This is a genomic window from Kitasatospora sp. NPDC048545, from assembly GCF_040651155.1.
Taxonomy (GTDB): domain Bacteria; phylum Actinomycetota; class Actinomycetes; order Streptomycetales; family Streptomycetaceae; genus Kitasatospora.
This window is the reverse complement of the sequence record NZ_JBEZIQ010000025.1, coordinates 32,883-53,304: the sequence shown is the minus strand read 5'-3', so window position 1 is coordinate 53,304 and position 20,422 is coordinate 32,883. Positions and strand designations below refer to the sequence as shown.

Annotated in this window: 16 protein-coding genes and 1 riboswitch; of the genes, 8 read left to right on the top strand and 8 right to left on the bottom strand. The window is 72.6% G+C overall.

Annotated elements, in window-relative coordinates:
• Positions 1–21: 21 nt before the first annotated feature.
• The 7 genes from AB0D10_RS23355 to def all read left to right on the top strand — a co-directional run bounded on the left by AB0D10_RS23355 (position 22) and on the right by def (position 7,364).
• Positions 22–657 carry an alpha/beta family hydrolase gene (locus tag AB0D10_RS23355; protein WP_360259480.1) on the top strand — a complete coding sequence of 212 codons (636 nt, stop codon included), beginning with the start codon at positions 22–24 and terminating at the stop codon, positions 655–657.
• A 442-nt stretch (positions 658–1,099) separates the two neighbouring features.
• Positions 1,100–1,738, top strand: a complete 639-nt coding sequence (locus AB0D10_RS23350; RefSeq protein ID WP_360259639.1) for a sigma-70 family RNA polymerase sigma factor — start codon at positions 1,100–1,102, stop codon at positions 1,736–1,738.
• Positions 1,735–2,148: a mycothiol system anti-sigma-R factor gene (gene rsrA / locus AB0D10_RS23345; protein WP_360259478.1), complete on the top strand. Its 414-nt coding sequence runs from the start codon at positions 1,735–1,737 to the stop codon at positions 2,146–2,148. Before AB0D10_RS23350 ends, rsrA begins: the two co-directional genes overlap by 4 nt.
• 378 nt (positions 2,149–2,526) lie before the next feature.
• Complete coding sequence (locus tag AB0D10_RS23340) at positions 2,527–3,969, top strand: HD-GYP domain-containing protein (protein WP_360259476.1); 1,443 nt, start codon at positions 2,527–2,529, stop codon at positions 3,967–3,969.
• 62 nt (positions 3,970–4,031) lie between these two features.
• Entirely contained in the window at positions 4,032–5,333 is a 1,302-nt protein-coding gene (locus AB0D10_RS23335; RefSeq protein WP_360259474.1) for an HD domain-containing protein, read from the top strand.
• Positions 5,334–5,686: 353 nt separating this feature from the next.
• Positions 5,687–6,679 carry a hypothetical protein gene (locus tag AB0D10_RS23330; RefSeq protein ID WP_360259472.1) on the top strand — a complete coding sequence of 331 codons (993 nt, stop codon included), beginning with the start codon at positions 5,687–5,689 and terminating at the stop codon, positions 6,677–6,679.
• 43 nt (positions 6,680–6,722) lie between these two features.
• A complete protein-coding gene (gene def / locus AB0D10_RS23325; RefSeq protein WP_360259469.1) occupies positions 6,723–7,364 on the top strand; it encodes a peptide deformylase in 642 nt (213 codons plus the stop codon).
• Positions 7,365–7,770: 406 nt separating this feature from the next.
• Here def and AB0D10_RS23320 read toward each other — a convergent pair whose 3' ends face one another.
• Positions 7,771–8,826 carry a ferritin-like protein gene (locus tag AB0D10_RS23320; protein ID WP_360259466.1) on the bottom strand — a complete coding sequence of 352 codons (1,056 nt, stop codon included), beginning with the start codon at positions 8,824–8,826 and terminating at the stop codon, positions 7,771–7,773.
• Between the two features lie 201 nt (positions 8,827–9,027).
• Between AB0D10_RS23320 and AB0D10_RS23315 the strand changes: the two genes are divergently transcribed.
• Complete coding sequence (locus AB0D10_RS23315; RefSeq protein WP_360259464.1) at positions 9,028–9,765, top strand: SMI1/KNR4 family protein; 738 nt, start codon at positions 9,028–9,030, stop codon at positions 9,763–9,765.
• A gap of 197 nt (positions 9,766–9,962) precedes the next feature.
• Here the strand turns inward: AB0D10_RS23315 and AB0D10_RS23310 are convergent, their stop codons facing one another.
• The 7 genes from AB0D10_RS23310 to AB0D10_RS23280 all read right to left on the bottom strand — a co-directional run bounded on the left by AB0D10_RS23310 (position 9,963) and on the right by AB0D10_RS23280 (position 20,395).
• Positions 9,963–10,436: a hypothetical protein gene (locus AB0D10_RS23310; protein ID WP_360259462.1), complete on the bottom strand. Its 474-nt coding sequence runs from the start codon at positions 10,434–10,436 to the stop codon at positions 9,963–9,965.
• Between the two features lie 81 nt (positions 10,437–10,517).
• Positions 10,518–11,513, bottom strand: a complete 996-nt coding sequence (locus AB0D10_RS23305) for a ribonucleotide-diphosphate reductase subunit beta (protein ID WP_360259637.1) — start codon at positions 11,511–11,513, stop codon at positions 10,518–10,520.
• Positions 11,514–11,533: 20 nt separating this feature from the next.
• Positions 11,534–13,954 (bottom strand): ribonucleoside-diphosphate reductase subunit alpha, encoded by a 2,421-nt coding sequence (locus AB0D10_RS23300; RefSeq protein WP_360259634.1) that lies wholly within the window; start codon positions 13,952–13,954, stop codon positions 11,534–11,536.
• 190 nt (positions 13,955–14,144) lie between these two features.
• Positions 14,145–14,288: riboswitch (cobalamin riboswitch) on the bottom strand.
• Between the two features lie 65 nt (positions 14,289–14,353).
• Entirely contained in the window at positions 14,354–15,586 is a 1,233-nt protein-coding gene (locus AB0D10_RS23295) for a ricin-type beta-trefoil lectin domain protein (protein ID WP_360259459.1), read from the bottom strand.
• 62 nt (positions 15,587–15,648) lie between these two features.
• Positions 15,649–16,959 carry a glycosyl hydrolase gene (locus AB0D10_RS23290; RefSeq protein ID WP_360259457.1) on the bottom strand — a complete coding sequence of 437 codons (1,311 nt, stop codon included), beginning with the start codon at positions 16,957–16,959 and terminating at the stop codon, positions 15,649–15,651.
• Positions 16,959–19,073: a glycosyltransferase gene (locus AB0D10_RS23285; RefSeq protein ID WP_360259455.1), complete on the bottom strand. Its 2,115-nt coding sequence runs from the start codon at positions 19,071–19,073 to the stop codon at positions 16,959–16,961. Before AB0D10_RS23285 ends, AB0D10_RS23290 begins: the two co-directional genes overlap by 1 nt.
• Before the next feature lie 257 nt (positions 19,074–19,330).
• Entirely contained in the window at positions 19,331–20,395 is a 1,065-nt protein-coding gene (locus tag AB0D10_RS23280) for a DUF2510 domain-containing protein (protein ID WP_360259453.1), read from the bottom strand.
• Between the last annotated feature and the right edge of the window lie 27 nt (positions 20,396–20,422).

Genomic DNA, 20,422 nt, shown 5'->3' with positions numbered 1-20,422 from the left:
GCACTTGGGAGCCAAACGGAGATGACCTCCGAACTCGTCACCACCGAGGCCGGCGAGGCCCGGATCACCCACCACCGGGCCGCCGAGCCGAAGGCCGTCCTGGCGCTCGGGCACGGCGCGGGCGGCGGGATCGAGGCCCGCGACCTGGTGGCGCTGGCCGGGAGGCTGCCGGCCCGCGGGATCACCGTGGCGCTGGTCGAGCAGCCCTGGCGGGTGGCGGGCAGGAAGCTGGGCCCGGCGCCGAGGACGCTGGACCTCGGCTGGCGGCCGGTGGCCGAGCACCTGGTCGGGTCGGGACTGCCGCTGGTGGTGGGCGGGCGCAGCGCCGGGGCGCGGGTGGCCTGCCGGACGGGGGCGGCCACCGGGGCGGTGGGGGTGGTGGCGCTGGCGTTCCCGCTGCACCCTCCGGGCAGGCCGGAGAAGAGCCGGGCGGAGGAGCTGCTGGGGTCGGGACTGCCGACGCTGGTGGTGCAGGGCGGGCAGGACCCGTTCGGCGGGCCGGAGGAGTTCCCGCCGCTGCCGGCGGGGCACGAGCTGGTGGCGGTGCCGTACGGCAGCCACGGCTTCGCGGTGCCCAAGCGGGCGCCGGTGGGGGAGGACGAGACGCTGGACCTGATCTGCGCGGCGGTGGGGGACTGGGTGCTGCGGCTGCTGTGAGGCCGTGGCGGTGGCCGAGGCCGCCGTCGTCGTTGCTGTCGTTGCCGTCGCCGTGAGCAGGGAGTTTCCGATCGCTCACCCGTGCGGGTGGATGGCGGGCGCGGGCGGGAATGCGGGTGGGGCCGGTGTGGTTGACATGCTCGTCAGCACGAACCACCGGTGAGAGGCAGGGCAGATGGGTTCGATCGCGTGCCCCGAACGGCCAGAGGAGCGCGAGGCCGCCACGGCGTTCGCCCCCTCCTGGCCGGAGTGGATAGACGCGGGCGAGAAGCCCGTCAGCCCGATATCCTCCATTTCTGGGCGGCCCGCCGTGGGCCGTGGCCGTCATGCCGAGGAGGTGGGTCCGGTCGTCGGGACCGAGCACGAGGCCGAGCCGGGCCGTGGCCCGGACGAGGTCCGGCCTGCGGGCGAGGCGCTCACCGGTGAGGAGCTGGCCGAGGCGATCGGTGAGGACACCTACCGGGTGTCGGCGCAGGAGAGCGAGGAGGCCCGGCGGGAGCGCTTCGAGCGCGACGCCCTGGGCTACCTGGATCCGATGTACTCGGCGGCGCTGCGCATGACGCGCAACCCGGCCGACGCGGAGGACCTGCTCCAGGAGGCGTTCGCCAAGGCGTACGCGTCGTTCCACCAGTTCCGCGAGGGCACGAACCTCAAGGCCTGGCTGTACCGCATCCTCACCAACACGTTCATCAACTCGTACCGCAAGAAGCAGCGGGAGCCCCAGCGCACCGCGGCGGAGGAGATCGAGGACTGGCAGCTGGCCAAGGCCGAGTCGCACATGTCGACCGGTCTGCGCTCGGCCGAGACCCAGGCGCTCGACCACCTCCCCGACAGCGACGTCAAGGACGCGCTCCAGGCCATCCCGGAGGAATTCCGGATCGCCGTCTATCTCGCGGACGTAGAAGGCTTTGCGTACAAGGAGATCGCGGACATCATGGGTACTCCCATCGGTACGGTGATGTCCCGGCTGCACCGCGGCCGCCGTCAGCTGCGCGGCATGCTGGAGGATTACGCCCGTGAGCGCGGGCTCGTCCCGGCCGGCAGCGGGGCAGGGCAGGAAGCGAAGGGCTCGGGCTCATGAGCTGCGGCGATCCGCACGACACCGAGTGTGGCGAGGTCCTCGACCACCTCTACGAATTCCTCGACAACGAGATGGCCGAGGGCGACTGCGCCAAACTGCGCGTGCACTTCGAGGAGTGCTCGCCCTGCCTGAAGCAGTACGGGCTGGAGCAGGCGATCAAGGCGCTGATCAAGCGCTCCTGCGGGTGCGACGACACCCCGGCTGACCTGCGGAGCAAGGTGCTGGCCAGGATCGACTCGATCCGGGCCGGGCAGCGCTCGGGCGAGCAGGTGGTGGTCTCGGTGGAGGCCTCCGTCGAGGTGCACGCCGAGAACGCCCGGCCGGCGCCGAGGCCGGCGAAGGGCGTGGCGGGCGAGGAGCCGGCCGAGCGCCCCGGCGCGACGGTCGAGGCGGGCGCCCCGGCGGAGTGACCGGCCGGGCCCGGCCGGGTCCGTCAGCCGTCCGTCCGCCGTCCGTCCGCCAGTGGTCGGTCTGTCAGCCGTCCGTCCGTCGGCGGTCGGTCCGTCGGCGAAGGCGGTCCGGGCAAGGAAGTTCAGCGGCCCCGGGAGCACGTGCTCCCGGGGCCGCTCCCGTTCTGCTCACGTGCGCCGTCACTCGTTCGAGTGAGTTGGCGGTGCGCCAACTGCACCATTGCGCGATCATGCGTCCCCACGCCCGGACGGCGGCCTATCCTCCTGACGGACGCTCACCGCCGGCTCGCCCGGCGTGCTGAGGCAACACCGGGCCCGGACGGCGGGGAGGTCGAGATCGCTACCGACAGTGGAGGCGCGACCCTGCCGCCGGGGGCGGTGCGCTACCTGGTGGCCGTCCCGGTGGTGGCGCTGTGCTGCCTGGTGCCGCTGCTGCCCGCCGCGGTCACCCCGGGGGTGCCGCGTTGGCTCGGCGGGGTGACGGACTGGCCCAAGCTCGGGCTGCTGGCCTTCCTGCACGGCTGCTGGGAGTCCCTGGCCCAGGGGCTGCCGACGCCCTGCCTGGTGCTGGTGCGCCGGATGCTGCGCCGCCCGGCACTGCCCGCGCGAGTGCCTGCCCGGCCGGGGGCGAACGCCTTCTTCCCGGTGCTGTTCGCCGGGGTCCTGATGCTCCCTCCGTCCGCCGCGGCCCTGGTCGCCGCCCCGGCCGCGGTGCTCGGCGGCCCGAGCGGGCCCGGCTGCCGGCGCCGCCAGCTGTTCAACGGCTCCCAGCTCGCGCTCTGCGCCTTCGCCTCCTCGGTGGTCTTCCACCTGCTGTGCGGCCCGCAGCTGCTGCTGGGCTCCCGCTTCCCGGCCGCGCTGCTGCCCGGGTTCGCCTCCGTCGCCGCGTTCTGCCTGGTCAACGGGGTGGTGGTGGGGGTGATGGTGATGCTCAGCGAGGGCCGCGGGGCCGGGGTGCTGCTGCGCGGGGCCTGTGCGGTGTGCGGACTGCCCGTGCTGGTGCACGCGGCCGGCGGCCTGATGGTCGCGGTGCTCTGGCAGGGGCCGTACGGCGCGTTCGCGGCGCTGCTGGCGTTGCTGCCGCTGTCCATCTCCGCGTGGGTGTTCGCCCAGGGGCAGCGGGAACAGGACGCCCACCAGGCCACCGTGCAGTCGCTGGTGCAGGCCGTGGAGATCAAGGACGCGTACACCCGCGGCCACAGTGAACGGGTCGGCCGCGCCTCGGTGCTGATCGCCGATCAGCTGGGCATGGAGGCCGAGCGGCTGCGCACCCTGCGCTTCGCGGGGGTCCTGCACGACGTCGGCAAGCTCGGGGTGGCCACCGAGCTGCTGCGCAGAAACGGTCCCCTCAGCGAGGAGGAGCGGCGGGCCGTGGAGATCCACCCGGTGTACGGGTACGAGCTGGTGCGCGGGATCGACTTCCTCGGCGAGGCGCACGCCGGGATCCTGCACCACCACGAGCGGATGGACGGCCGCGGCTACCCGAGCGGGCTGGCCGGACCGCAGATCCCCGAGTTCGCCCGGATCATCTCGGTCGCCGACGCCTTCGACTCGATGACCTCCACCCGCTCCTACCGGCGCGGACGCCCGGTCACCGAGGCGGTGGCCGAGCTGGAGCGCTGTACCGGCAGCCAGTTCGACCCGGTGATGGTGCGGGCGCTGATCGACGCGCTGGCCGTGCACGACTGGCAGCCGGTGGTGCACTCCGAGGACTGCGTGCGGGCCGTCCCGGACATCCCGCTCGGGGTGCCCGAACCGGTCCGGACGGCCCCCGGCCGGGTGCCATCCCCGGGCGGCGTCCCCGCGGCCGGGCAGCAGTGACGGCGCCCGGGCGCGCGGCCCTCGGCCGGACGGCCCGAGGCCGGGCGTTCCCCGGCCGTACCGTGTGCGGGCCCACCGCCCGCGCGGTGCACGCGGCGGCCGCCGTGCTGCTGGCGCTCGCGCTGGGCGCGGTCGCGGTGCGCGGGGTCGCGGAGCCCCGGGTCGCGCTGGCGTTCACCGCGCTGATCGCGCTCGGCGAGTGCGTCCGGATCACCCTTCCGGGCGATCGCGAACAGGCGCCCATCGGCGCGGCCGGCGCGCTGGCGTACGCCCTGCTCGGACCGTTGCGCGGAGTGCCGACCGCGCACGGCACGCTCCAGGTGGTCGCGGTGACCGGGGCCGGCCTGCTGCTGGCGTGGCTGCCCGGGCTGGCCCTGCCGCACCGCCCGGACCGCCCGCACCGCCGCCCGCCCTGGGCCGACCCGGCCCGCCGGGACAGCGCCGCCCGCCGGCTGCTCGCGGTCGGTTTCGCCGCCGCCGTCTTCCAGCCGCTGTACAACGGCGGCCTGGTCGACCGCTTCTCGCCCCAGGGCCCGGCGTACGGGGCGTTCCTGACCGCAGTCGCCGCGCTGGCCGCGCTGTGCGACGCGACCCTGGCGGCACTGCTGCGCCGCTCCGAGGGCGGGTTGCGGTTCCCCGCGGCGCTGGAGGACGAACTGCGCTCGCTGTTCGGCATCGGCTCGGCGATCGTCGCCACCGGCATGCTGGTCAGCCTCGCGGCCGGTGAGGTCGGGCTCTGGGCGCTGCCGCTGTTCTGCACCCCGCTGCTGCTCGCCCAGGTGTCCTTCCGGCGCGCCGCGGCGGTCCGGGCCACCACCGGGCAGACCATCGCCAGCCTCGCCCGCGCCACCGAGGTGGCCGGTTACACCCCGCACGGGCACGCGCGCCGGGTCGCGGACACGGCGTGCGCCCTCGGGCGCGAGCTGGGCCTGGGCACCCGTGAGCTCGCCCTGCTGGAGTACGCCGCGCTGATGCACGACGTCGGCCAGCTGTCCCTGGTCGAACCGGTGCCGGACGGAGCCACGGCGGTGCTGCCCTGCGCCGAACAGCAGCGGATCGCCCGGCTGGGCAGCGAGGTGATCAGCCGCACCGGGGTGCCCCGGCAGGTCGCCGAGCAGGTCGCCCGGTTGGCCGACCCGTACGCCGGCCAGGCCGGCGGCGAGGGACCGGTGCCGCTCGCCGCCCGCATCATCCGGGTCGCCAATGCCCACGACGACCTGCTCACGGCCGCCCGCGGCCGGGGCGTCGGCGAGGCGGTGGGGCGGCTGGAGGCGCTGGAGGTGATCCGGCTGGGCCGCGGCCGGGTCTACGACGCCCGGGTGGTGGATGCCCTGGCCCGGGTCGGCGGCCAGGCCCGCGGCTGAGACCCGGTCGAGGCCCGGGACCGGCCTTCGCTGCCGGGCCGGGTCGGGGTTCGCGGCCCGGCAGCGGGGGCGGTGCCGGTAATCGAAGGAGGAGCGGGGAGCGGTCGGCGGCCGGGTTCGCGGCCCGTCGGCCGGTCCCGGACCCGCCAGGGGTTGAGAGGGCGCGGTCGGGCGGGCAGGCTGGGGAGGGGCGGGCCCAACCTCGACGGTGGGGAGCGCGGGCGGGGGCGGGCGTGGTTGGATGCGGTCGTAGCGTGGAACACCGACCCGGGACAGCGGGCCCCGAGCACCGTCCGGGACGGCAAGGGCGCGGTGGCACGGGACTTGAGCGGACGACGACGGCAGGGACGAACGTGAGGATCTTCCACCGGGCACGGCACCGGCCGTCCGCCACCTGGCGGCAGACGACCGACCGGGCCTTCACGCTGATCGGCGACGGCCGCTACGAGGACGCCGGCGCGCTGCTGGTGATGGCCGCCGACCTGGAGCCGTGGCTCTCCGACTCCTGGTTCAACCTCGCCCTCCTGCACAAGTTCCGCCGCGACTGGGAGCAGGCCCGCTCGGCCGGCCTGCGCGCCGTCGCCCTGCTGGACCGTGAACACGGCGCCCCCGACTGGTGGAACCTCGGCATCACCGCCACCGCCCTGCAGGACTGGCCGCTGGCCCGCCGCGCCTGGCAGGCGTACGGCCTCAAGCTGCCCGGCGGCCCCGGCGGGCAGCCCGACGGCCCGGTCAGCCTCGACCTCGGCACCACCCCGGTGCGGCTCTCCCCGGACGGCGAGTCCGAGGTGGTCTGGGGCCGCCGCCTGGACCCGGCCCGGATCGAGGTCCTCTCCATCCCGTTGCCCTCCTCCGGCCGCCGTTGGGGCGAGGTGGTGCTGCACGACGGCGCCCCGCACGGCGAGCGGGTCACCGACGGCGTGGCCTACCCCGTCTTCGACGAGATCGAGCTGTGGGCGCCCTCCCCGGTGCCGACCTACGTGGTGCTGCTGCAGGCCGCCACCGCCGGGGACCGGGACGCGCTGGAACGGCTGGTCGCCGACGCCGGTTACGCGGCCGAGGACTGGACCTCCTCGGTGCGGCTGCTCTGCCGCGCCTGCTCGGAGAGCCGGATGGCCTCCGACGACGGCATCGCCGCCCACCACGACCCGCACGACGACGGGGACGCCGCCCACCCCGGCCACCTCAGCCACCTCAGCCAGGGCGGCGCGGCCGGGATGTCCTGGCTGGTCGAGCGGGAGTGCGGGATCGCCGCCCCCGCCCACCTGGTGCGCACCCTGCTGGACCGCTGGGTCACGGCCTCCCCGGGAACCCGGGCTTACCGGGATCTCGAAGAAGTCTGCTGAGTACCCTGGTGAGGTACGCGTAGGACCTATGGAAGCGGAAGACATGGCGGAGCAGGCCGAGCAGCACGAGCACGAGCACGACGTGGAGGGGGCGGCGCCCGAGGCTCCTGTGAAGGTGATCGGTGAGGAGCCCGACCTCGGCAAGGGCACCGCCCGCCCGATCACCGTCGTCGGCAACCCCGTCCTGCACCGCGAGGTCAAGGACGTCACCGCCTTCGACGGCGAGCTCTCCGCGTTGATCGACGACATGTTCCAGTCCATGTACGCCGCCGAGGGCGTCGGCCTCGCCGCCAACCAGATCGGCGTGGACCTCAAGGTCTTCGTCTACGACTGCCCGGACGACGAGGGCGTGCGCCACATCGGCCACGTGATCAACCCGAAGCCGGAGGACTACCCGGCCGACCGCCGTCGGGTGCTCGACGACGGCAACGAGGGCTGCCTGTCCGTCCCGACCGCGTACGCCGAGCTGCCGCGCCCGGACTACGCCGCGGTGACCGGCGTCGACAAGGACGGCAAGCCGATCCGCGTCGAGGGCACCGGCTTCTTCGCCCGCTGCCTGCTGCACGAGACCGACCACCTGTACGGGACCCTCTACATCGACAAGCTGTCCAAGCGCGACCGCAAGGACGCGCTCAAGCAGATGGCCGAGGGCACGCCGAAGTACGCGACCGTGCCGAACGCGTGACGGTACGGCGGTAGTCGCCGGAGGCCGGTGCGGACAGGTCCGCACCGGCCTCCGGCGTTTCCGGGCCGGCGGTGTCACGTTCTCGCGCCGTGTCCGGTCCGACCGTCGGGAGTGACCGAACGGAAGGAGAACCGTCATGAGGACCGTCATCGTGTGTGCCTCCGTGTCGCACGGGAACACGCGGAGGATCGCCGAGGTCATGGGCCGGGTGCCGGGTGCCGGGTGCCGGGTGCCGGGTGCCGGTGGCCCGGGTGGTCGGGCCCGAGGAGGCCGACCCGGCGGAACCGGCCTGGTGCCGAAGGCTACCGGGCCCGGAGCCCACGGAGGCAGTGCCCGGAACGGGCTCGGTGCGGGCGGCGGTGCGGGCGGCGGTGCGGGCGGTGGGCACCGGCCCCCGGACCGTCGGCTACGGGAGGAAGAGCCACTCCGGGCCGTAGGTGAAGCGGGGGTCGGCGGGGAGCTTCACGGCGTTCAACTGCCGTGCGGTGCCGCCCAGGTCGCTCATGTGCCCGATCGCGTCGAAGAGCGAGTTCCCGTTGCCGCCCCACGCCGCTTCGAGGGCGCGCAGCATCTCGCTGTAGGTGGTGTTGAAGTCGTGCAGCAGGGCCGCGGTGGCCGGGTCGGGCTCGTTGCCGGGGGAGTCGGCCCAGCCGCCGGCGGGGACCCGGGCGACCGGTGAGGCGTCCGGCAGCGGGAGGTCGGGGCCGGCGAACTCGTACGTCCCGGTCTGCTCGTCGAAGACGAGCTTCCTGCCGACGGCGATCTCCTTGAACGCGTAGTAGTGGGCGAGTTCGCCCGGGTTGCCGGGGAACGGGTTGTCCGGGGAGGCGTCGGTGCCCTCGCCCTGCGCCCGGATGACGTCGATCGCCTTCAGTACGTCGTCGATGGTGTTCATGGCGACGATGTCGTTGCCGACGCCGTGGCCCGACCCGAGCGGGAAGGTCACCTGGTTGCGTCCGGTCAGCAGGTGGGCGAAGTCCGGGAAGACGTTCGCGATGCGCTGGTAGAAGGCGCCGATGGTGTTGCCGTCGGCGGCGAAGGCGAGCGGGTTCTCCGGCTTCTCGATGTCCGAGAACAGGCCGGCCGACTCGCGGGTCAGCCCGCTGAGGAAGACCTCCAGCCCCGGGTTGACCCCGCCGGGCAGCTCGCCGGGGTACTTGGGCACGGTGGCCGGATCGGTGAGGACGACCGTGCCGCCGATGCTGGTGAGCATGTTGCAGACCAGGCCGAAGTGCGACATCTCGTCGAAGACGATCTCGCGGATGGTGTGGCGGACCGGCTTGCTGTTGTCGGGGTCGGTGATCGACCAGAGGGCGGTGGCGTAGGGCGGGATGGTGGAGAGCTCAAGCATGATCGCCCGCTGCAGCGCGTCCTTGAGCTCCTGCTCCGTCCAGTCCTCCTCGGCCATGCTCATGAGCTGGACGATCGCGTCGCTCTCGTAGTCCAGGATTCCGGTCGTCACGGTGGGCCCCTTTCGTTCGGCGTGCTCGTTCGGCCGTGCGCCGGACGGTAACCGGGGCGCGGTCGTCCGTAGGCGCGGAATGTCGGTGTGGCCTCGGAGTTCATCCGGACGGGCGGGGCGGGGGAGCTGCCGGAGGAGGTGTGGCCGGCCGCCGCCTCGGGCGGTCCGGACGGTGTCGTGGTACCCGGGTACCGTACCGGGGTGCCCAGGACATTCGATCTTCCAACCGAGTTGGCCTCCTCGCTCGCCGGCCCGGCCGCCGCCTGGCGGTTCGTCGAACGGTTCGCCACACATCTCGGAGCACCGGTCGAGGCGACGGACGGTTGCACGGAGGAGGAGCTCGCCGCCGCCGAGCAGCGCCTCGGCCTGCGGCTGCCCGACGCGCTGAGGGAGGCGTACGGGAGGTTCGGGCGGCGGTTCGATCTGTTCGGGGGCCAGGAACAGTGGATCCCGCTGGAGGACGTGGAGGTGGAGGACGGGGTCCTCGTCTTCCTGGCCGAGAGGTACTGGTACTGGGCGGTCGGGATCCCGGTCGCACAGGCCGTCGACGACGACCCGCCTCTGGTGACCGACGCGACCCCGGGCGACCCTGTGGCAGCCGTCTGGCAGCCGATGGCCGACCGCTTCTCCGCCGCCTTCGTGGAGTCGGTGCTGAACGGGAACCTCCTCTGCGACGACATGGGCGGGATGCGTCGGGAGATGATGCCCGGCGACCTCGAACGCGTGGAGCGGGAACTCACCCCGATGCCGCCCTTCGAGGATGGGCCGGAGGAGGACGGCTGCCGGTGGTACGCGGGGCCGGACGTGCTCGTCTGTGTCGACCGGACGGACCCCGACGTCCAGCTGGGCTGGATCTGCGTCCGGGCCTTCAACCGGCAGGCCCTCGACGGGATGTGCGGGGCCCTGCGGGGTGACTGGACCTACACCATGAACTACTGAGCGGGCTGCCCGGTCGGGCAGGGCAAGCGCGGCCAGGTCCTGTCGGGGCACACGATCACGTAGTGGCCCGCCCACCGGCTGTCGGACACCCAGCGGGACCAGGCCACGTCGGAGGCCCGGGCCGGCTGGTCGAGGACCGACTGAATCAACAGTGGTGCCCCGCACGGGCTGTGGCCGTGCGGGGCACCACTGTTCGCTCAGGTGAGGTTGTCGACCCAGAAGAGGACGGTCCGCAGGACCGCACCCGGGGCGCCGGCGCCGAAGCCGACGACCATGGCCTGGCCGACCGCGACATCCGTCGGGTCGATGCCCTGGGACCAGGTGATCCTCGCGTCGAGGCCGGGGATGGTGCTCCCCGGGGCGTACGAACGGAACGATCCGTGCGCGTGGGCGATGAGGGTGCCGTTGCGGCGCAGTTCGGCGCGGCGGAGGCCGGTCGACCTCAGCTCGTAGGTGCGGTCGCCCAGAACTGCCTTGCGGGTGCGGGACTTCCGGCTGGTCGGGATGCTGTGGCCGTTGATGTTCAGCGCGCCGTGGTCGCGGCCGGGCACCACCGTGACGGTGGGCATCCCCGCCCCCTGGATCCGCGCCACGACGGACGGCCAGCGGTCGTGGCTGAGCTGTATCGGCCCGAACGGGCCGTCGATCACACGCTGTTGGAGCTTGGGCATGCCTGGGCTACTCCTGAACACCGGGTGGCAGACAGCGGAGCCGCCGTCACGGCAGCTCCGCTGTTGCTGAACGATCTCGACTTAGAAGTCGTCGTCGAAGGACACCGAGCCCTCGACCGCGACCTGGTACGCCGACACGCGGCGCTCGAAGAAGTTGGTCAGCTCCTGGACGTTCTGGAGCTCCATGAAGCCGAACGGGTTGGTCGACCCGTAGCGGATCGGCATGCCCAGGCGGGCCAGGCGCTGGTCGGCGACGGCCTCCAGGTACTGGCGCATGGAGTCGGTGTTCATGCCGGCCAGGCCGTCACCGCACAGGTCCTGGGCGAACTGGAGCTCGGCCTCGACGGCCTCCTCCAGCATCTCCGTGACCTGCTTGGCCATGTCGTCGTCGAAGAGGTCGGGCTCCTCCTCGCGCACGGTGTCCACGACCGACATGGCGAAGTCCATGTGCATGGACTCGTCGCGGAACACCCAGTTGGTGCCGGTCGCCAGGCCGTGCAGCAGGCCGCGGCTGCGGAACCAGTACACGTAGGCGAACGCGCCGTAGAAGAACAGGCCCTCGACGCACGCCGCGAAGCAGATCAGGTTCAGGAGGAACGCGCGGCGGTCCTCCTTGGTCTGCAGCGAGTCGATGTGGTCGACCGCGTTCATGTACTTGAAGCAGAACTGGGCCTTCTGGTGGATGGAGGGGATGTTCTCCACCGCGGCGAAGGCCGCGTTGCGGTCCTCCGGGTCCGGAAGGTAGGTGTCCAGCAGCGTCAGGTAGAACTGGACGTGCACGGCCTCCTCGAACAGCTGGCGCGACAGGTACAGGCGCGCCTCCGGGGAGTTGATGTGCTTGTAGAGGCTCAGCACGACGTTGTTCGCGACGATCGAGTCGCCGGTCGCGAAGAACGCCACGAGGCGGCCGATCAGGTGGCGCTCGCCCTCGCTCAGCTTCGCCAGGTCGGCGACGTCCGAGTGCAGGTCCACCTCCTCGACGGTCCAGGTGTTCTTGATCGCGTCCCGGTACCGGTCGTAGAACGACGGGTAGCGCATCGGGCGCAGGGTCAGCTCGAAGCCGGGGTCGAGCAGCATCTTGCGGTCTTCGGGGGTGCTCACTGGCAGGCCTCGCAGGACTCGGGGTTCTCCAGGGAGCAGGCCAGCGCGGCTTCCTGCTCCGGGGTGAGGGCGGGGGTGCCCACCGGGATCGTCTCGGCGGACACGGGCACGGCCGCGCGGGCGGTGCCGGAGGCGGCCTGGGCGATGCGGGTGGCCGGGCGCGAACGCAGGTAGTAGGTGGTCTTCAGACCGACCTTCCACGCGTAGGCGTACATCGAGCTGAGCTTGCCGATGGTCGGCGCCGCCATGAAGAGGTTCAGCGACTGGCTCTGGTCCAGGTACGGCATGCGGGCCGCGGCCAGGTCGATCAGCGCGCGCTGCGGCAGCTCCCACGCGGTGCGGTACAGCGAACGGACCTCGGCCGGCAGCCAGTTCAGCTCCTGCACCGAGCCGTTGGCGTCGCGCAGCGAGTCGCGGGTCTGCTGGTCCCAGACGCCGAGCTCCTTGAGCTCGCGCACCAGGTACGGGTTGACCTGGAGGAACTCGCCGCTCAGCGTCTCGCGCTTGAACAGGTTGGACACCTGCGGCTCGATGCACTCGTACACACCGGCGATGGACGCGATGGTCGCGGTCGGCGCGATGGCCAGCAGCAGCGAGTTGCGCAGGCCGGTCTCGGCGATGCGGGCGCGCAGCGCGGTCCAGCGGTCGGCCCACTGCGGGGCGGCCGTCGGGAAGTGGTCGATGTGCAGCTCGCCGCGGGCGGCGCGGGTCTCGCCGTATGCCTCGTGGCGGCCCAGCTGCTCGGCCAGGTCGGCGGAGCGCTCGTACGCGGTGAGCATGATGCGCTCGGCGATGAGGGTGGAGAGGGTCTTCGCCTCGGCGGAGTCGAAGTCCAGCCGCAGCTTGAAGAAGACGTCCTGCAGGCCCATCACGCCGAGGCCGACCGGGCGCCAGCGGGAGTTGGAGGCGCCGGCCTCGACGGTCGGGTAGAAGTTGATGTCCACCACGCGGTCGAGGAAGGTGACGGCGGTGCGCACGGTGGCGTCCAGCCGCTCCCAGTCCATGGCGTCGACCAGGTCGTCGGCGGTGGCGCCGGCGGCGACGTGGGCGCCGAGGTTGACCGAGCCGAGGTTGCAGACGGCGGTCTCGGAGTCGTCCGTGACCTCCAGGATCTCGGTGCACAGGTTGGAGGAGTGCACCGTCCGGCCCGGCAGCGCGGTCTGGTTGGCGGCGCGGTTGGAGGCGTCCTTGAAGGTCATCCAGCCGTTGCCGGTCTGCGCCAGGGTGCGCATCATGCGGGCGTACAGGGTCTGCGCGGGGATCGTGCGGACGGCCTTGCCGGCCAGCTCGGCCTTGCGGTACGCCTCGTCGAAGTCGGCGCCCCACAGGTCGACCAGCTCGGGCACGTCGGCCGGGGAGAACAGCGACCAGTCCGCGTTGGCGTTGACCCGGCGCATGAACTCGTCGGGGATCCAGTGCGCCAGGTTGAGGTTGTGGGTCCGGCGGGCCTCCTCGCCGGTGTTGTCGCGCAGTTCGAGGAACTCCTCGATGTCGGCGTGCCAGGTCTCCAGGTAGACGCAGGCGGCGCCCTTGCGCCGGCCGCCCTGGTTGACGGCGGCGACGGAGGAGTCGAGGGTGCGCAGGAACGGCACGATGCCGTTGGACTTGCCGTTGGTGCCGCGGATCAGGCTGCCGCGCGAGCGGATGCGCGAGTAGGACAGGCCGATGCCGCCGGCGTGCTTGGACAGGCGGGCGATTTGCGCGTAGCGGTTGTAGATCGAGTCCAGGTTGTCCAGCGGGGAGTCGAGCAGGTAGCAGCTCGACATCTGCGGGTGGCGGGTGCCGGAGTTGAAGAGCGTCGGGGAGGACGTCAGGTACTCCAGGCGGCTCATCAGGCCGTACAGCTCGGCCACCTCGCGCACCGACTGCTCGTTGTCGCCGACCGCCAGGCCACACGCGACGCGGAGCAGGAAGTGCTGCGGGGTCTCGACCACCTTGCGGGTGATCGGGTGGCGCAGCAGGTAGCGGGACTGCACGGTCCGCAGGCCGAAGTACTCGAAGCGGTCGTCGCCGGTGGTGTCGATCAGCGCGTTCAGGGCGGCGGCGTGCTTGGCGACGAAGGCGGCGGTGGTGTCGCCGATCAGGCCCTCGGCGTGGCCGACGGCGATCGAGTCGGAGAAGGACGTGGAGCCCTGGCTGTTCGCCTCGTCGACGATTTCGAGGGCGAGCAGGCGGGCGGCGAGCTTCGAGTACTGCGGGTCCTCGGCGATCATCGACGCGGCGGCGTCCACGGCCAGCCCGCGCAGCTCGGCGAAGTCCGAGCCGGCGTGGCGGCCGCGCAGCGCGGCGGCGGCGACATGGCCGGGGTCGACCTCGGTGAGGTCGGCACTGCGGTCGGTGAGCAGCCGCAGCAGGGCGCCGCCGGGGTCGGAAACCGTCGGGTCGGTGAAGGCGGTACCGGAGCCCTGGGCGGGCAGGGTGGCTGAGGCAGCGGTGGTCAAGGCGCTCTCTCCTGGCGGCGATCGGCGGCGGTGATCGGGGGTACCGGACCGATCGGGGCAGGGGAGCACGCGCGCGGGCGCAAGCGGCGTCCGCGCGACGGTGGCATCCCCGGCCCGCCCGCGAGGCCCGGAAGGAAACTGCTCGTGCTGCCGGCCTCTGCGGGAGGGCCTGTGGCACGCCGTCGGCAGGTACTCGGACTCGCGGGAACGGCTCGTGGAGCCGCCCGCACACCGCTGCGGGGCAGTCCCGGATTCCCACCGGGTTCCCCTGCATCGACAGCAGGGACGAGCATACATCTAGTGGCGTGAGTCCGATGCAGCCCCACATGTAGTGTCGCGCAGCACAATTGTTCGACTGTGTGTGCGATAAACTGCTCAGGCCGGAGGGTGCCATTCCTGGCCCGTACGGGCCTCGCACGGGCGCATCCGCACCTGCCCGGCCCCGGCCGGCGCGGCGCCCGGATTCTCGATGCAGCGCCCCGTGTCCCGGTTCGCCAGCTGCCCCGTCGCGGTCACCCGCCAGCGCTGGTCGGGACGCGCGGTGCAACCGGTGAGGACGGGGAAACCGAGCTCCGGATCCTCCACGCAGCGCCCGCCCTGGCCGATCGAGCCGTCGTCCCCCATGGTCCAGCTCTGCGCGGGCGTGCCGTCGCAGGTGCCGGTGCCGATCGCGGCCGGATCGCCCGCCACCCGGCTGTCCAGGCAGAGGCCGGGCAGGGCCGAGGTGATCGCGCCGCTCGGCTGCCCGGCGGCGGCCTGGAACGAGAAGGAGTCGCTGCTGAGCCCGGCGCCGCCGTCCCAGATCTCGAACCCGGCCTGGACGGCGCACAGGTACGAGCCGGCCGGGACGTAGCCGCGCTGGGCGGCGTCACGGGTGAAGGCCCGCAGGTCCAGGTCGGTGACGGAGGTCGTGCCGGTGGCCATCTCGTAGGTGATCAGGGTGTGGCTGCTCTTCTTCGGCGCCTCGTACACGTGGTACGAGGTGCCGCCGACCTGCAGGTCGCCGGTCTGCCGGCCGAACGGGGTCTTGCCGTTGCCCCGCAGCCAGATCATCAGCTCGGCGCTCTCGGTGAAGGAGCAGCTGGTCCGGCTGGTGCTGTACCAGACGTCGTAGGACACGTTGTAGACGCCGCCGTCGACCTGGGTGGTGCGCCAGCTGCTGGTCGCGTACCGCAGGTTGTCGACCGCGATGGGCAGCGGACCGGTGCCGGGCTGGAGCTGGGTGCTGATGTGCGGGTAGGCGCCGGGGCCGCGGTCCGGGTCCGTGAGGCTCGCCGGACCGATGCCGCTGCGGGTCACCCGGAAGCCGGTGCCGCCGTCGGTGGCGCTGATGCACAGGCCCCCGGTGGCGTTCCACTCGTTCGGGTTGATCAGGTAGCGGCCGGAGTCGACGGGCTGGGAGGGGTAGCGGTTCTCCCCGGTGGAGCAGATCTCGCCCGCCGTGGCGGCCGGCAGCGGGGTGACGGCCGGGGTGGCCCGGGCGGGCTCCTTCCGGTCCTGCGGGATCAGCACCGCGCACAGGGCCAGCACGACCGCGATGGTCGGCGCGATCCACCACCAGGGGCGCGGGAGGCGGCGCCCGGTTCCGGGCGCGAAGGGGTGGGGCACGGGGCTCGCGCCTCCTTGCTGCGGTGTCGTGGGCCGGTACGCGGGCCGGGGCGGTGGTGTGCTCACCCGGCGGGGGTGGAGCCCGACCGGGGCCGGGTCGTGCTGGGGGTCGGCTTCTTGACGGGGGGCTTCGCCGCGCCGGTGCCCGTCGGGCCGGGGGTGGCCGGGGGAGCGGACGTCGGAGCGGGGGGCGTGGTCGGCGGCGCGACGGTCAGCGCGGGCTCCGAGTGCACGGTCCAGGGCGTGTTGTAGCGGGGCGCGGCGACCCCGGCGGCGAACGCCTCGGAGGCGGCGGTGGACGCGGCCACCCGCCAGTCGACCTCCTTGCGCGACTCGTACCAGATCACGCCGATGATGTCCGGGTGCTGGGGGAGCTGCGAGAACATCTCGGTGATCCACTGCGCCTTGAGGCCGGAGGTGTCGGTCGCCCCGGTCTCGGTGATCACCACCGGCTTGCGGCTGAACGCCCGGATCTGGTCGATGGTCGGCTGGAAGATCTGGTCGAACGACTTGTACTTCTCGACGCCGGTGGTGCCGTAGTAGCCGGACAGGCCGATCCAGTCGACGTAGTCGTCGCCGGGGTAGAGGCTGCTCAGGCTGGTGGCGTTCTCGTAGTCGACGTTGGGGCTCCACACCCAGGTGACCCGGGTCGCGCCGACCTGCTTGAAGATGTCGTGCACGTGCCGCCAGGCCTGGACGTACTGGCCCTTCCTGTTGCCGTTCGACTGCTCGGCCCAGGGGTACCAGTAGCCGTTCATCTCGTGGGCGAAGCGCAGCGCGACGGGGTAGCCGAGGCCCTTGACGCCCTCGGCCCAGGTCTTGATGTAGTCGTCGAACCTGCCGTCGATGATGTTGGAGAGGGCGTACTCCGGCTGCTCGCCGCGGAGCTTGTCCTCCTTCGCCTCCTTGCGGTAGTCCCAGGGCTCCCAGGCGACCATCGGCATGATGCCGCGCTCGGCGACGGTGTCGAACACCCGGCGGTCGAACTTCCGGTCCCACCAGCCGACCGAGAACTCCAGCACGTTCGGCTGGTGCTTGACGGCAGCGGTGAACTCGTCGAGGGGGCCGAGGTCGTACGGGCCGGGCTTGGTCATGATGCCGGTGAACGCGCCCCCGGCGGGCGGGAACTGCGGCGGCTGGGGCGTCGCGGTGGGCGACGGGGACGCGGTCGCGCCCGGGTCGGCGGAGGGGGCCGGCGGCGCGGCCAGGGCGGTGGTCAGCCAGCTCGGCATCGCGGTCGGGGCCGCGCCGGCGAAGCTGTACGGGTCCTGGTGCCGGTCGTGGGAGAGCCGGGGAGCGAGCACGAAGGTGTACCCGACCATCAGGACGAGGGCGACCAGTGCGGCGATCCGGGGGATGGTGATCCGCAGCATCAGCGGGCCTCCCGCTCGTTCCGGCGGCCGGCCCGGGCGGGCTCCAGCAGCTCCTCGAACCCGTCCTCGGCGGCGAGTTCGGCATCCAGCTCGGCGTCCAGCTCGGCGTCGAGGTCCTTGTCGAGGTCCTTGTCGAGCCCCGCGCGGGGTCCGGGGGCGGGGGCTCCCGGGGCGGCGGCTCCGGCGGGCCCGTCGGTGCGCGGGCCGGGCAGTCGCCCGGGCGCGGGGGCCTCGGTGGCCTCTGCGGCGTCGGTGGCAACGGCGGTGGCCTCTGCGGCCCCGGTGGCGGCCCCGGTGGCGGCCTTGGCGGTGGCGGCCCGCTGGGCGCGGGCCTCGCGGCGCGCGCCGACGAAGGAGATCACCAGCGGTGCGAGGCCGGTGAACAGGCTGACCCCGGCCCAGAACCGCAGGATCCAGATGTCGTGGTGCAGCGTGAAGCTCGCACCGAGCAGTCCGCCCGCGACCGCCGCCCACAGCAGGTGCAGCCGGAACGTCGACAGCGACTCGGCGCTGCGCAGGTCGCCCTTGGCGGTGACGGCGTAGGCCAGCGGACGGCGCAGCAGGGCCGCGATCGCGGCGGCGACGTAGACCGGGCCGGCGAACAGGGCCAGCCCCATGCCGGCCATGCCGATCTCGCGGCGCTCGTGCGCGGCCAGGTTGAACCGGCGCAACCAGAGCCACAGCACCAGCCAGCTGCCCATGCTGGCGCCCCACAGGGCCATCCAGTGGGTGCTGTTGAGGTGGATGGAGGTGATGCCGAGCGCCAGGTAGACGGAGGTGGCGAGGCTGCCCAGGACGGTGTTGAGCGCCACGCTCGGGTAGTAGAACTGGACCAGGCCGTAGAGAATCCGCTGGCGCAGCCGCAGCTTGATGCCCGAGCGCAGCCGGTTCTTGAGCAGGATCTCCCAGATGCCGTACGCCCAGCGCTTCTGCTGGTTGAAGTAGTCGGTCCAGGAGGTCGGGCCCTCGCCGACGGCCAGCACGTCGGGGGTGTAGACGCCCTTCCAGCGGTGGCCGGTCCCCGGGTTGACGGAGGCCTGGATCCGCATGCTGGTGAGGTGGTCCTCGATGATCGAGTCCTGGTAGCCGCCGATCTGCTGCCAGGCGGTGGGCCGGTACAGGTGGTTGGTGCCGATCAGCAGCGGCGCGTCCATGCCGTTGCCGCCGCGCTCGACCAGGCCGGAGAACAGGTACTGCTGCACGGAGGCGCCGTGGGCGACCCAGTTGTCGTACATGTTGCCGTAGACCTGGGGAGCGACCACGAAGGCGATGTCGGGGTCGCGGAAGTAGCCGAGGGTGCGCTCCAGGAAGCAGGGCAGCGGGACGTGGTCCGGGTCCATCTGGGCCACCACGTCGTAGCCGTGCTCGTGCTCGGCCCGCCAGGAGTTGTGGTTGCCGGACTTGGTCTTGGCCCGGAACTCGCCCTCGGCCTGGTTGTACTCCGGGCGTCCCTTGCGGCTGAAGTGGTGGACGCCGAGCCGGGCGGCCATCTTCTTGACCCGGTCGTCGTCGCCCTCGTCGAGGATCCAGACGTCGACCTGGCCGTCGTACTCGATCCGCAGCATCGCCGCGAGGGTGCGTTCGACGATCTCGATCGGCTCCTTGGAGGGCACGATCGTGGTGAGCACGGCGACCCGCAGGCCGGACGGCGGGGTGACCGGTACGGGGTCCTTGGCGCGGAACGCGAAGACCCAGACGGCGAGGTTCTGAACCAACCGGATCACTTCGACCGTGATAACAGCACAGAAGCAGATTCGCGCGAGGTTGATCCGCCAGTCCGGGGACCAGCCCACGCCGGAGCCGGGAATGTGTTCAGGGAGGAGCAGCCAGCCGACGAAGGCGAGACCGGCGAGCGCGTTGACGGTCACCAGGAGCGTCGTCACGAACGTGACGCCGCGTGAGGAGACCGAGCGGTACCGGACGGTGGCGCCGTCCTCGCCCGCGCTCAGTGGGCCGGTGCTGTCGGCACACGCGATGTAGGCGCGCTGGGCCGATGAGTTGCGCAACTCGCGGCGGACGATGCGCCGTTCGTGCCGGGCCCGGGGCAGGACGCGTCCGTGGCGTCCGCGCACCCGGTTGCCGCGTTTCGTTGCCTGCTCGTTGGTGGAGTCCACCGGTCAACCCCCGTACAGCGGACCGGTCGTGCCGGAGCGCTGGTTCCCTGCTCTGTCACCGCCCGTCGGCACCGGACACCCGGCCGTCGGGTCGACGGCAACGCGGCGTGTCGGCGCCCCTCATGGGCTTGGCTGATGGTCGTTCGATCGGCCAGCATACGGGCCGTGGCCGCCCGGTCCCGGCCCGGGGTCGGCAGCCGGGCGCACCGGGCCCCGCAGGCTCCGCGGAGGGCGGGCCCGCGGGTGGAGCGGCGGCGTCAGGGCGTGATCTTGACGGAGTTCGCGATCTGGTCCATCAGCGCCAGCGACGGTGCCTCCGCCGCCTGGTCCAGGCAGATCTGGAGCACCGGGACGGTGGTGGCCCCGGCCGCCGGGGTGACTTCGAGGACACCGCAGTAGCTGTCCGGCGTGGAGGAGCCGCTGGACATCGGGACGTGCCACAGCGCGAGGTAGCCGTCCATGCCCTGGATCTTGACGGCGGACTGCTTCACCGGATCCGGCGGCGTCGGCGCGTCGGATCCGTAGCGGGTGTTGTACAGCAACTGGCCCATGCCGAGGACCAGGGACTTCGAGTCGGACCAGCCGCCGTTGAAGACCCGGAGGTTCTGGATGACCAGGCCCCGGGTGCAGGCCCCGCTGCCGTGGCCCACGCAGGCGTACGGGTTGACCGCGTAGCGGACCTCGTTCGGCGCCTTGGCGTCGACCTGGACCTGCCAGTCCGGCGGCAGCATGAAGTTCATCTTCGAGTCCTGGCCGGTGATCGGCCGTCCGCCCGGGAACTGCTGGCCGCCGGTCAGGGCGGTGCCCATGAAGCCGTTCGGGCTCTTCGGGTCGGCGGCCGCCGCGGTCGCGGTCGGATCGGCCTTCGCCGGGCCGGTCTTGGCGGTCTTGTGGCCGACCACGTAGCCGGCTCCCGCCATGGCGACCGACAGCACCACGGCGCCGACGCCCAGCAGGACCCGGTGCTTGGTGCGGTTCGGCTCGACGGTCTCGAACACCACCGAGGTGGGGACCGGCTTGGGGGCCGGCATCCCGGGCGAGAGCTGCGGGGCCGGTACGGCGCCCTGGGCCGGCACGGCGTGCGGCGTCGGCGCGGGCGCCACCGGGGGCGCGGGCTGCGGGGCCGGCACCGCGGGGGAGACGGCCGTCGGCGCGGCGGCGTTCTGCGCGGCGTGGCCGGGGAAGGGGCTCGCGGGTGCGCTGCCGCCTCCCGGCTTGGCCTGAACCTTGTCGGTCCAGGTCGAACCGTCCCACCAGCGCAGCGTATTGGGCTGCCCGGAAGGGTCCTCGTACCAGCCGCTAGGCGCACTCCCCGTCGTCATGCGGCGGATACTAGCAGCGAGCCGATC